Raw genomic sequence first — 13431 nt, 5'->3', positions numbered from 1 at the left:
AAGTATTAATTTACGGGTCTCTTATTAAGGGAATTTAAAGCTGAAATAACAGCTTAAATATAATATACGAGGAGAATCTGTAGTTGAAGAAACTATTATCGCTCGTAATGAGCATATTGCTAAATACTTATCCCTTTTAGAATTTCAAGAGAAAGAGAAATTATTACAATTACTTGAAAAGTTAAGGGCGATAATATGCGGGAAACCAGAGAAAGAGTAACAAGACTTGAGAGAGCTTTAAAGTGTATGTAGTTTGATTTTTCATGAACTGTTCTACATCTGTTAGGTTTTATGATGTATTCACGATAATAAATCGTAATATCGCATAATAAGATACATCTTTATTGCAAGATTCATTATTTTGTTGTAGATCCTTACGCTGTGTTTTCAAAAGATAGAATGTCAATTTTGGTAATCCTAGCATTGTACACAATTTTATTACAAACATGTTATCTTTCACTTCATTCCAATATATCATAGCGGAACTTGGGTCTTTGTAGTAATGGAACAAGAACGGCAATAAGACTTAATTGTGTTAGCAAAAATCAGGGTTTTTTGCTAATGATAAAAACGGTATTAAATAAAGCTTGGATGTGTTAATACTACGTTATCAAAATAGCTTGTAGATTAAGCCTTTTTTAAAACTGATGCATATGGGGGAAAACCCCATATACAACAGTTTTAAAACATTAGATACTTTATTTACCAAGTTAATACTAGTTACATCAGTATAGGAAACAGTGGAAATCTAAATCTTTGTTTATATGTTAATTACCTCAAACGTATCCCTTCGAAGGCGTTTATAACCAAATCATGTACATAGGAATCATCCAACTTTTCACCAGTTACTAGCAAACGATAAAAAATTGGTCCGTAAATGAGATCGATGCTTAATTCAATATCGAGGTTTTCTTTTAATTCTCCTCTTTTAATTCCCTTCTCCAGAAGTTGCTTTGCTTGCAGTCGACGTGGTTGGAAGTATCGAACACGATATTCCTCTGCTAGTTTCGAATCAAATTGTCCTTCGCCAACTAACTCATTGATAATGGTTCCTTCTCGACTGATTAAAAAATTGGCTAAACTTGTGGCGTGAATTAAAATATCATTCAACGCTGAACCTGTGTCAGGTACAGGCAATCTGGCAGCAGCAGCAGAAAGAAAACCGTCCATTACCACAGCAGCCTTATTTGGCCACCATTTATAAATCGTAGCTTTGCTGACTTTAGCACGTTCTGCAATTTTATCGACTGTGACTGCTTTAAAGCCACTTTCCAATAATAACTCATAGGACGCAGAAAGGATGGCCTTTTGGGTTTCAATATTACGTGGTCGACCTCTTTTACTTTGCACATTAATCATTCCTTTCAAAACATAAACTATACGTTTAGTATACTTAATACGAACAAAAAACGAAATAGCCTATTTACAAAACTGAACGTTTAGTATATATGTTAGTTAATTAATGAACTGTACGTTCAGTTTATTAATTAACTAACATCTTGTAATGGTATGGATATATTTAGGTTCCAAAAATCACAAATTACATTGCTAAAAAACATTTAGAAAAGGGGGGGAAAGAGAGGAAATTGGACCTTTTAAAAGCAGAATGGAAATTAGCTCAGACTTAATTTATTACAATAAAAAATGGCATCGCAGTAGTACTTGCCAAAGTGATTTAGTAATTTTGAAATAAAAGTATGGGAGGAAATACTTATGTCTAATTTTAAAAATAAAGCAATTGATAAGGACATTTCATCAGGTTTAATCATTCTTTTAGCAACTGCATGTGGTATTATTGTGGCTAATCTTTATTATGCACAGCCTTTAATTGGGCTAATTAGTAATGAAATTGGGCTTTCTAATAGTAGCGCTGGATTAATTGTAACGCTAACTCAAATTGGATATGTTGTTGGCTTATTATTTCTTGTGCCTTTGGGGGATATTGTTGAGAATAAAAAATTGATACTTATATTGTTATTTTTAAGTGCATTTGCACTCATTTCTATGGTTTTTGTAAAAAGCGCAACCTTGTTGTTAATTGCTTCATTCTTTATCGGACTGGGTTCGGTCGCAGCGCAAGTACTCGTACCTCTTGTATCATATCTTTCATCGGAGAATGCACGCGGTCGCGTAGTTGGCAATGTCATGAGTGGTCTGTTATTAGGTATTATGCTTGCGCGACCGATATCTAGTCTAGTAGCCGATATGTGGGGATGGAATGCAATATTTGCTTTATCTGCTACTGTAATTATTGTTTTAGCGTTTGTATTATCGAAAGTACTCCCTACTAGGAAACCAACGGCAAAAACAAATTATATAGCCTTACTTAATTCAATGTGGCAACTGCTACGAACTACTCCAATTTTACGCCGTCGTGCCATTTATCATGCTTGTGTATTTGGAGCTTTCAGCTTATTCTGGACCACTGTTCCATTATTATTATCTAGCCCTGCTTTTCATTTTTCTCAGACTGCCATAGCATTATATGCACTTGTCGGAATTACAGGTGCAATAGCTGCTCCAATAGGTGGTCGTCTAGCTGATCTTGGCTGGACACGACCCGCCACTGGGATAGCTCTCACTATTGTTATTATTTCTTTATTACTTCCACTTTTTATTCAAAGTAGCTCGCCCTTTGGAATAGCTGTTTTAGTAATTGCTGCAATTCTGTTAGACATGGGAGTATCTGCAAACCTTGTGCTTAGCCAACGTTTAATTTTCTCGTTGAGTCCAGAAATTTGTAGTCGATTAAACGGGCTATTTATGGCTATTTTCTTTTTAGGAGGTGCTGTTGGATCCTTTATTGGAGGATGGGCATATGCCTTAGGAGGATGGAATCTAACATTATGGATAGGAATCGCTTTTCCGACCATAGCCTTGCTTTATTTTGCTAGAGAAAAATAGTTTTATAATCAAATTTAAACAGCCTGGATTCGTTTGAATGCTTCTTCATTGGTATGTCCGAGTTTTATAGATTAATTGCGGTTATTTTGAAGTTTTTACATCAGAACCAGACTTTTTTCTATATTGCTGTAATTGAAAAAGACTCACCTTGTTGAATATATTTGAAATGAAATAAAAAAGAGCTTGTGTCAAAACACAGACTCTCTTTAAGTTGAAATGAATATATATATAGCCACCACTTTAGAGAAGGAAACGGTAGAGAGAATAGAATATGGCTAGATTTAATCTTTAAAAATGAACTTCATCAGGTGGTCGACTGCAATAAAATTGATAAAGAAGATTATTTACTGCAATGGAACGCAGCCCAATTAAAGATATTGAAATTAAGCATTTACTCCAAAATGCATTAGTAGACGAAATAAATAGTCATGAAAAGTATTAATATTATTTACTATCATGAGGGATATACCGAATATAATATAGAGGATTTATAAAACAAAAAGGGCTGAGATAGCCTTTTTGTTTTACACTTTGACGAGTATTTTTTATGAAAAAATACGTTATTCTTTTTGTAAAATTAATAAGAAAGGATGACGTTTTTGTATGTCTATTTCTGTATCCGATGAATTACAACTATTTACTTAAGAAATTCAAAGATTTTTATCGCTAAATATCTTACGAAATCTTGCCAGAGAGTTTGGTTTCTTGCGATGAACCCGTAAATTTCAAACAAAAGATATACCCAATTCATGAGTAAGAATGAAAAAAGAAAAAAATTCTATAATGTTTTATTTAATATCAGTTTATAGAGAAATTCATGTAATTAAATATGAAATAATACATATTATAATGATTTATTAAGATAAAATGTTATATTTTTGGATGGAATATATAAATGGAGGAAATGTAATGAACAAGAATTTAAAATTCACCCAAATGATGATTGGGATTAGTACAATGGCATTATCATTTGGAAGTATTCAAACACAGGTATCAGCGGAAGAAACAGCACCCTATAATATCTTACAGATGAAACCGATGGGGACAGAAACTTCAAAAGATGAAATTGTACATGCTACAAAAGCGGATGAAACTTTGAATTTTGAAGAGCGTTTAAAAATAGGAGATTTTTCACAACGTCCTACTCTGGTTATGAAACGTGATGAAATTCAATTAAAGCAAAGCTATACTTTGGCAGAACTGAATAAAATGCCTAATAGCGAACTCATTGATACATTATCAAAAATTTCTTGGAATCAAATTAAGGATTTATTTCAATTCAATCAAGATACAAAAGCATTTTATCAGAATAAAGAACGCATGAACGTTATCATTAATGAATTAGGACAACGAGGAAGGACGTTTACGAAAGAAAATTCAAAGGGCATTGAAACATTTGTTGAAGTATTACGTTCTGCTTTTTATGTGGGATATTATAATAATGAATTAAGTTACTTAAAAGAGAGAAGCTTCCATGACAAGTGTTTACCAGCATTGAAAGCGATCGCGAAAAATCGAAACTTCACATTAGGTACAGCTGAGCAAGATAGAGTCGTAACTGCGTATGGAAAATTAATTGGTAATGCCTCTAGTGATACTGAAACAGTACAGTATGCGGTAAATATTTTAAAACAATATAATGATAATCTTTCTACGTATGAAAGCGATTATGCGAAAGGACAAGCCGTATATGAAATTGTAAAAGGAATTGATTATGATATACAGTCTTATTTGCAGGATACGAATAAGCAACCTATTGAAACAATGTGGTATGGAAAGATTGATAACTTTATAAATGAGGTTAATAGAATTGCTCTCGTGGGGAATATAACAAATGAAAATAGTTGGCTAATTAATAATGGCATTTATTATGCAGGTCGTTTAGGGAAATTTCATAGTAATCCATACAAAGGATTGGAAGTTATTACACAAGCGATGAGCTTGTATCCTCGTCTAAGTGGACCTTATTTTGTAGCAGTAGAACAAATGAAAACAAACTATGGTGGAAAAGATTATAGTGGAAATGCAGTAGATCTACAGAAAATACGTGAAGAAGGGAAACGACAATACTTACCTAAAACATATACATTTGATGACGGATCAATTGTCTTCAAGACGGGAGATAAAGTAACAGAAGAAAAAATTAAGAAATTATATTGGGCAGCCAAAGAAGTAAAAGCACAATATCATCGTGTAATTGGTAATGATAAAGCGCTAGAACCAGGTAACGCTGATGATGTACTAACAATAGTAATTTATAATAATCCAGATGAATATCAATTAAATAGACAATTATATGGATATGAAACAAACAACGGTGGAATTTATATTGAAGAGAAGGGGACCTTCTTTACATATGAGCGTACGCCAAAGCAGAGTATTTATAGTTTAGAAGAGTTATTCCGTCATGAATTCACTCATTATTTACAAGGAAGGTATGAGGTTCCTGGTTTATTTGGAAGCGGAGAAATGTATCAAAATGAACGATTAACTTGGTTCCAAGAAGGAAATGCAGAATTTTTTGCAGGATCTACACGTATAAATAATGTTGTTCCGCGTAAAAGTATGATAAGTGGCTTATCATCTAATCCAGCAAGCCGTTATACAGCAAAGCAAACTTTGTTCTCAAAATATGGATCATGGGACTTTTATAAGTATTCCTTTGCACTACAGTCATATTTGTATAATCATCAATTTGAAACATTTGATAAGCTTCAAGATTTAATCCGTGCAAACGATGTGAAAAATTATGACTCATATCGTGAATCATTGAGCAACAATACACAATTGAATGCAGAATATCAAGCGTATATGCAGCAGTTGATTGATAATCAAGAAAAATATAATGTACCGCAAGTAACAAATGATTATTTAATTCAACACGCACCAAAGCCGCTAGCTGAAGTGAAAAACGAAATTGTGGATGTAGCAAATATAAAAGATGCCAAAATTACAAAATATGAGTCGCAATTCTTTAATACATTTACCGTGGAAGGCAAGTACACAGGTGGTACATCAAAAGGTGAGTCTGAAGATTGGAAAGCGATGAGTAAACAAGTAAACCAAACTTTAGAGCAGTTATCCCAAAAAGGTTGGAGTGGTTATAAAACAGTTACAGCCTATTTCGTAAACTATCGTGTGAATGCAGCTAACCAGTTTGAATATGATATTGTTTTTCATGGTGTTGCAACAGAGGAAAAGGAAAAAACAACTACTATAGTAAATATGAATGGACCATACAGCGGGATAGTAAATGAAGAGATTCAATTTCATAGCGATGGTACAAAAAGTGAACATGGAAAAGTCATTTCTTATCTATGGAACTTTGGAGATGGTACTACAAGTACAGAAGCAAATCCTACCCATGTATATGGAGAAAAAGGAACATACACTGTGGAACTAACGGTAAAAGATAGTAGAGGAAAAGAAAGTAAAGAACAAACAAAAGTTACTATAAAACAAGATCCGCAAACAGGTGAATCTTATGAAGAGGAGAAGGTACTCCCGTTTAATACGCTTGTAAAAGGAAATCTGATTACTCCTGATCAAACAGATGTTTATACGTTTAATGTTACAAATCCAAAAGAAGTAGATATTTCTGTGGTAAATGAACAAAATATTGGGATGACATGGGTGCTTTATCATGAATCAGACATGCAAAATTATGTAGCTTGTGGTGAAGATGAAGGAAATGTTATAAAGGGGAAATTCGCAGCGAAACCAGGTAAATATTATTTAAATGTATATAAATTCGATGATAAAAACGGTGAATATTCATTATTAATAAAATGAATTTATTTCTAACATGTATAGAATGGCTATTTTAAAGAGGAGTCTGTTAATATAGGCTCCTCCTACTTTTTATTTACATATTGGGAGAGCACCACATCACCATCAAGCTAATATTTTCATATACTCCTAAATTAAAATTTTCTTTCTCTACAGATAGTTATTCTAAGAAGCCGCTCATTTTTTCGTTTTGGGGCATTTCTTTTTCTTAAGTTGACGGGCATGTATGGTGACCCCTATTAGACGATAGTGAATGAACAATTTCGGGGCTCAGTTCAACTTTATTCAAAATAAGATTTTTTACAGTAAAATCAATGTTAGTGGAACTTTTTTAATTAAATTTTTTTTTGAAAATTAACATAAATACTTGCAATGTTTAAATTAGTACTATATAGTTCTAGTTATGACAAAGATAAAATTAATGAATCAAAAACGTGTGATTGAAGTAGCTGCAACATTATTTTTAGAAAAAGGGTTTGCTTATACAAGTATGGATGAATTAGTACGTGTAAGCAAAGTTTCAAAGTCTAATGTGTATTATCACTTTTCTAATAAGGAACAATTATTAGAAGGAGTCGTTGATTATTGGATTGAAATGTATCAATCTGCAATTGATGACGTACTTTCTCAGAACCAATTTTTAGTTGAAGATCGTATCCAACTGTTTTTAAAGCAATTATCACAAGGAGTTCAGTCGAGAGAGTATAAGGGGAGCTGTCCATTTATTACTCTTTATATTCAAAGTCCTACACAGGCCACGCAAATAAAAGAAAAAATAGGTCTTTTTTTTACAGGATTACAAGAGAAAGTTTCTCTATTACTTAAACAAGGGGTAGAGAATGGAGAATTCAGAAATACGATTCATATTGATGAGGTTGCATCACTTTTTATTACAAATCTTGAAGGAGCGTTATTTATTTCAGAAACATTGAAGGATGCAACTGTAATCACGAAAACAGCAGATCATTTTTTAAAATTGCTTCGATAAAAGAAGCATTTTTTTTACATCAAATTAGTACTAAGTAGTACTGAAAAGGGGATCTTATATGAGAACAGTATTTTTAACTGGTGGAACAGGCTTTATTGGAAAGCAATTAGTGAAAGAATTAGCCAAAGAGGATGTTAAAATTCTTCTTTTAGTGAGGTCGAAAAGTAAAGCCATACGCATTTTTCAAGAAAGAGGCAGCTTAAAAAAGGCATTCATGCACTTTATTGAAGGTGATTTGACGAAAATAGATTTAGGTCTAAGTGCTGAAGATAAGGAGAGGGTATTGAAAACGGATGTGATTATTCACGCAGGAGGCCCCATGGATATTCAAGCGACAAGTAAAGAGGCAGCTTCCGTATTTTTAAATGGCGCCAAACATATTAGTGAATTAGCTAAAAGTATTCATCAATTGAAGGGCTTGCAACAATTTATTCATGTTGTAGGTTATATGAGTCCCTTTGATGATAAAAATAGCAAGATTGCAATTGATGTGTTTAAAGAAGGAAACAATTATTTGAAAATAAAAAATCCATATGAGAGAACAAAATTTTTAGCAGATCTTTATATCCGTCAGCAGGCATCAGCAGTAGGTTATCCGCTTTCTGTCATTAATCCGCCAACTGTAGTCGGTAGTAGTAAAACAGGGAGTACAGAGCAGATAGCAGGATTAGGTTTGCTTGTGATGAGTATGCGAAGAGGGCTCATGCCAGTGATTCCTGGAGGTAAGGGATACAGGTTACCACTTATTTCAAACGATGAGCTTGCGAAGTTTATTGTGCAGGTTTTCAGATTGGAGCAACCGACTATTCAAACATATACACTTGTTGAAGACAAACAGCACGATCAAAACATTGCTGAATTATTAAGTATTATGTCGGAAAGTATGAATATGAGGGCACCAAAAATCTCTGTCCCGATGCCACTTATGAAAGCAATTATGAATAGTGGAGTAAGTAAAATAACAAAAATTCCTTCTGATGGACTGAATTTTATTACAAAACAAAAATTTTCAAATGTTTCAGCGAAAAAAATTATGGGAGGAGATTGGTTTAAGAAGACGAGTGTAATGAAATTTCTCCCTGCCGTAGTAGCTGATCTGGATTATCGAATGATGTATCAAAATGGCCAGCATAATCATGTATTTAAACGAACATTATGCGATAACAATACCCTTTACCAATTACAAGGAGAGGGTCAACCGTTTATATTATTACATGGTTTATTGAGTGATGGAGAGGATTTATTTCCTTTAGCACAAGAGCTTCATGAAAAAACTGGTCAACCTGTATGGATTTTGGATCTTCCAGGTTTGGGACGTTCTCCTTTTAAACGAGAGAAAAATCTTCTAGATATCTATTTGAATGTAGTGAAAAAGTTATTGGAGAAAGCTACGAATGGTGCACATCTAATTGGACATTCATTCGGTGCGTTTATTCTTCTGGAAGCATTGGTACAAGAGTACATAGATAAGAAGTATGCAATCACTTTACTTCAGCCACCTGTTGTTAAAAAAATGCTAAATCCCTAAATGTTCCTCAATTTATGAACAAATGGACATTAAAACTGGCAACTACTAATTTGATAGGGCGTTATTTATTAAGTAATGGTTTGTTTGAAAGTATGGAGAGCATCCCTGAACATTATATTGAAAAGATAAGTAAAAGTTTTACTTCTCCTAGAATTTTAAATACTACGGTTCAGCTTAACAGTTTACTACTGAAAAACGATCAAGGTGATTTCAATGAAGTAACAAAGTATAATCTTCACATTATTTGGGGGGATTATGACAGAGCCTATTCTGCTCCATCGCATCTTGGTAAGGTTGATTTTGTTCCATATGGCCATCATTTTCCTCTTAGCCATCCGAGTGAAACGGCAACATTAGTAATAAAAAATAGTAATACTAGCAGATGAGAGTGTGGGATAAATAAAAAGTGTGTAGTAAGATCGTTGTGTCTTTGAAATAAAATCGTACTGTTTGGGGTCCCGCCCCATGCCAATCAAGCTAAGAAAAGCAAATACCCCAAAACGAGAAAATGGGCATCTCCAGGTGAAAATGCGTAATTTTTTTGTTTTAGGGGCATTATAAAGCCTTCAAGTTGATGGATGTGGGGTACCGCCACAATACTATCAATATAAGCAGTATACCCCGTTGTATCTGTACTGGATTTATCAAAAGAGGATGCTGAAATGATACCATTGCTTCTGGCTTGTATAGCAGAGGCATTTATTCATTTCAATCCAGATTCTTTTTTAGCTAAGGATGAATTTGATCTCTTATATTGGTGTAGAAAGAACTTCAAAGGATTTCATAGTATCTCTGATGATGGATTCTTACAGGATTTTAAGCAGGTATACGAATGTTATCAAGCATTGCAGAACGTTGGGAAACAAGAGAACAATATAAAAATAAATATGTAATAGCAAGGAGAAGAGCAACGCATGTATAATATACTTAAACGTCAATATAATTACTTTATCCGAGGAGTGATTCGGATTAACGAAGAAGTACAAAGGGAATTGGACCTATTGGCTCAAAAGATTCGTGAAACTGTGTCTTCTGTCCAAAAAATCATCCTTTTTGGCTCTCATGCATATGGCACACCAAATGAAGACAGTGAATTTGATCTCTGTATTGTTGTAGAAGGTGTAGGAGCAAGAAAAAGGGGAGTCATTAATCGTATCAATTGGGGTATTTACGATGTTATGGAAACACCAGTTGATTTTTTAGTGTATGGGCCAGAAGAGTTTCTAGAACGTGCTAGTCGTACCGTAACTATGGAACATAAGATTGCACTAAATGGTAGAACAGTCCCAAAAACTCATAACCTTTTAATGCTGCACAAATCGTGTCGGAAATTAGATGAGGAATCCTCATTGATTTTAGAACAGTGCGTGCAGCTAAATGGTTATGCTACAGATATTCGTTTATCCGTATTTTGAATCACTTACTGTTTAAGATAGATTAATGACTATACAACATGCTCAAAAAGTACTGAGTTTTTATAAAGAAAAGTTAAACATGCTAAATATGCATGAAATCGTAATCGATTAAACATAGAGGATATACATAAAAGAGAGTGCCTATAAAGGGACTCTCTTTTTCTATCTAAAAAAGAGGAGGAATGCTTCATAGTAGAATGAAATGATACTTTGCTATGGGGATAACAATATAATGATGGATAATTATCACACAATTGTTGTTTTGTAGGTACAGTGGCGGTACTTTTAATTAAAGCACAAGGAATCAATCACGATGCATTTCTTTTAGTACCTGTTCGTGAAGCAGAGGAATGCCTTCTTCTCGAAACCAAGCACCTACACGTGAAAAAGTAGAAATATGAGGCACAAATGATAAACCACAAAACTCATGAAAAAAAGGTTATCATACAATCCGTCCCTTCTGTAGATAGTTCAGGTTACTCTTATTCTTTCAGGAGAACGAATTTTTTTATGTATGTATTTTTGAATGTTTGTGAGCTTTATAACACCATTTCTATACTTTAATATCTGAAAAATCTGTCACGAAATATTCCGAATTTTGAAGTTGCTAATTACATATGATTCCATTTATTATAATTATTGAGCCGGCTCCAAATAATGGAAGCTTTCTGGTATAGCAAAGTAATTTTCAATGTTTATCAACTTATTTTCATAAAGCTATTTTATATCAGAATCCACTTTCATTTTATTTTATATGAAAACAAAGCAACTATAATAGAGGGGGATTTAAAAATGGAAAAAAAATCTTTTAAAATCCGTTCAGTTAATGACAATGAACAGCTTTGGACAAAGTTAGCTGATCAAATGGAAACACTTGAAAACAGGGATGAAATGAAATGCTTCAACTGCTCAATTTGTTGTGATAATTGCTGCTTTAATTGTTGCTTCCAAATCTAATTTATACTTACAGTAAATAAACACTCGAAATACTTATACCTTTTAATAAACTTAGTTACTAAATTCATTATTTTCTGTTCTTGCCTAGCAAGAACAGAAAATAATTATACAAGGGTGATTTGATGATTATTAACAAGTATCATTTACGATATCCTTTAAACGAGGAAGTTCTAATGATTAATACCTTAACTGGTGCTGTAGATTTTTTTTCTCATGACTTAATTAATTTTATCGATACATTGTCATATAGAGATTATAAAAATTTAACTAACGAAGAGAAAAATGCTACTAAAATTTTAATTGATAGAGGTTACGTATTTAAGAACACAGAGGATCGGGACCATAGACTATGGCAGGCTAAAAATATTGTAGACGCTGGAAATGAAATGCAGTATGTTATTTGCCCTACATATACATGTAACTTTCGTTGCCCATATTGTTTTGAAAGCCATAGCCTTCATGAGAAAATAACAGCTTTAACCGAAGAACAACTCCAAGCAGTTATGCAAGCCATAGACATCTTTCATAAAGAAAGTGGTTATAAAATCGGTATGATTAACCTTTTTGGAGGCGAACCACTCCTTCCTTTTACTAAAAAAATAGTCAAACAAATCTGTGAAGAAGCTGTTAAGCGTAACTTCAAAATTGGTTGCAATACAAATGGCTATCACCTTTCTTCTTTTGTAGAGATTTTCCAAAACTACCGTGATCGACTGAGTATTATGGTTACAGTTGATGGACCGAAGAATATTCATGATCAACGACGTATTATGACGGGAGGTCAAGGTACATTTGATCAAATTCAAAAAGGTATTTGTGATTCACTTAATCATGGCATTCGTACCATTGTAAGAGTCAATATAGACCAAACAAATATTGATTATGTTTCACTTCTTGTAGACTATTACAAAAAAAACAAGTTATTTGAAAATGAAAATTTCTCAATTTCTTTTTCGCCTGTCACAGATCATACATGTAAAGGCTTAGGAGAAGATTTAATGAAGGGTTATGAAATTGTAAAAAAAATACAAAAAATATTCCTGATTTTGAAAAATTAGAAAAACAAAAATCTCTTAACTTCGGAGCTGGTATGTACCGTTTCTTTAAACCAATTATGCAGTTAGATTCAGAATTAAAAAATAAAATTGAAATGGTTGTTCCCAATATAGTCTATTGTGAATCTGCTGAAGGGAAACGAGTTGTATTTGGACCTGATAACCATATATATGCTTGTCCTGATTTAGTTGGAAGATCAGAGTTCAAAATCGGCGATTATTTCCCTAAATTCTCTCGCCAAGATTGGAAGTGGGAAAAGTGGAAACAATTCAATTCCTTTACCATTCCACAATGTAAATCTTGTGCCTCATCACCTATATGTGGAGGAGGGTGTGCTGCTGAAGCTCTTATAGTTCATGGGAACTTGAATCAACCAAACTGTCCACAAACAGATAAAAAGGTTTTCGAATATTTAAAAACTATTAAAGAAGAGATTTCAATATAAGGAGAGGAACTAAGCTATGATAGCAAGTGCCTATAATTCAACATATAAATTATCTGATGGAAATTACGTTCTAATCAATTCACTAAGTGGCGCACTCGATGTAATTAATACAGACATAAAAAAAGTATTAGATGATATTAAGCGTAATAAAAAATTAACTCTTTATCCTGAATTAGAAGAACTTCTCTCATTTTTAACAAAACGTGGCTATCTTTTTAATGACCGTGATGAAGAATTAAATAAACTTACTATTATTCGTGATCGGATGACTGATGTCAACAACGATTCAAATTTCCCCAATTTCAACGAAATGAAATTCCCCATTATGAACGGCTAAATCGTTGTTTGG

8 protein-coding genes and 7 pseudogenes are annotated in these 13431 nt (G+C 33.2%); 13 read left to right on the top strand and 2 right to left on the bottom strand.

The window, feature by feature from the left end:
• Nucleotides 1-67 precede the first annotated feature (67 nt).
• Nucleotides 68-220, top strand: a pseudogene (locus tag PDQ33_RS26100) (MarR family transcriptional regulator); the annotation flags it as partial.
• Between the two features lie 551 nt (nt 221-771).
• Here the strand turns inward: PDQ33_RS26100 and PDQ33_RS26095 are convergent.
• Nucleotides 772-1350 (bottom strand): TetR/AcrR family transcriptional regulator, encoded by a 579-nt coding sequence (locus tag PDQ33_RS26095; RefSeq protein WP_001190900.1) that lies wholly within the window; start codon nt 1348-1350, stop codon nt 772-774.
• 363 nt (nt 1351-1713) lie between these two features.
• Between PDQ33_RS26095 and PDQ33_RS26090 the strand changes: the two genes are divergently transcribed.
• The 8 genes and pseudogenes from PDQ33_RS26090 to PDQ33_RS29240 all read left to right on the top strand — a co-directional run.
• Nucleotides 1714-2904 carry an MFS transporter gene (locus PDQ33_RS26090; protein ID WP_270756857.1) on the top strand — a complete coding sequence of 397 codons (1191 nt, stop codon included), beginning with the start codon at nt 1714-1716 and terminating at the stop codon, nt 2902-2904.
• A gap of 230 nt (nt 2905-3134) precedes the next feature.
• Nucleotides 3135-3398: pseudogene (locus tag PDQ33_RS26085) on the top strand (protein adenylyltransferase Fic); the annotation flags it as partial.
• Nucleotides 3399-3813: 415 nt separating this feature from the next.
• Nucleotides 3814-6696 (top strand): collagenase ColA, encoded by a 2883-nt coding sequence (gene colA / locus PDQ33_RS26080; RefSeq protein WP_270756855.1) that lies wholly within the window; start codon nt 3814-3816, stop codon nt 6694-6696.
• A gap of 418 nt (nt 6697-7114) precedes the next feature.
• Nucleotides 7115-7681: a TetR/AcrR family transcriptional regulator gene (locus PDQ33_RS26075; protein WP_001072300.1), complete on the top strand. Its 567-nt coding sequence runs from the start codon at nt 7115-7117 to the stop codon at nt 7679-7681.
• A 58-nt stretch (nt 7682-7739) separates the two neighbouring features.
• Nucleotides 7740-9595: pseudogene (locus tag PDQ33_RS26070) on the top strand (alpha/beta fold hydrolase).
• Between the two features lie 193 nt (nt 9596-9788).
• Nucleotides 9789-10102: pseudogene (locus PDQ33_RS26065) on the top strand (hypothetical protein); the annotation flags it as partial.
• Nucleotides 10103-10123: 21 nt separating this feature from the next.
• A pseudogene (locus PDQ33_RS26060) lies at nt 10124-10495 on the top strand (nucleotidyltransferase domain-containing protein); the annotation flags it as partial.
• Nucleotides 10472-10736, top strand: a pseudogene (locus PDQ33_RS29240) (HEPN domain-containing protein); the annotation flags it as partial. The pseudogenes PDQ33_RS26060 and PDQ33_RS29240, both read left to right, overlap by 24 nt.
• A 163-nt stretch (nt 10737-10899) precedes the next feature.
• Here PDQ33_RS29240 and PDQ33_RS26050 read toward each other — a convergent pair.
• Nucleotides 10900-11063 (bottom strand): annotated as a pseudogene (locus tag PDQ33_RS26050) (ISNCY family transposase); the annotation flags it as partial.
• 353 nt (nt 11064-11416) lie between these two features.
• On the opposite strand from PDQ33_RS26050, the gene PDQ33_RS26045 reads away from it, so the two are divergent.
• From PDQ33_RS26045 to PDQ33_RS26030, 4 genes are all read left to right on the top strand, one after another.
• Nucleotides 11417-11581: a hypothetical protein gene (locus PDQ33_RS26045; protein ID WP_000412664.1), complete on the top strand. Its 165-nt coding sequence runs from the start codon at nt 11417-11419 to the stop codon at nt 11579-11581.
• A 173-nt stretch (nt 11582-11754) separates the two neighbouring features.
• The gene (locus tag PDQ33_RS26040) at nt 11755-12639 is read left to right on the top strand and encodes a radical SAM protein (RefSeq protein ID WP_270756852.1); all 885 of its coding nucleotides are present in this window, start codon (nt 11755-11757) and stop codon (nt 12637-12639) included.
• A gap of 32 nt (nt 12640-12671) precedes the next feature.
• On the top strand, nt 12672-13082 hold the full coding sequence (locus PDQ33_RS26035; protein WP_254848084.1) for an SPASM domain-containing protein: 411 nt from the start codon (nt 12672-12674) through the stop codon (nt 13080-13082).
• A gap of 16 nt (nt 13083-13098) precedes the next feature.
• The gene (locus PDQ33_RS26030; RefSeq protein ID WP_270756851.1) at nt 13099-13419 is read left to right on the top strand and encodes a hypothetical protein; all 321 of its coding nucleotides are present in this window, start codon (nt 13099-13101) and stop codon (nt 13417-13419) included.
• The last annotated feature ends 12 nt before the right edge of the window (nt 13420-13431 follow it).

This window comes from Bacillus cereus group sp. Bc031, from assembly GCF_027716265.1.
GTDB lineage: Bacteria > Bacillota > Bacilli > Bacillales > Bacillaceae_G > Bacillus_A > Bacillus_A paranthracis.
This window is presented reverse-complemented; position numbering and strand designations above follow the sequence as displayed.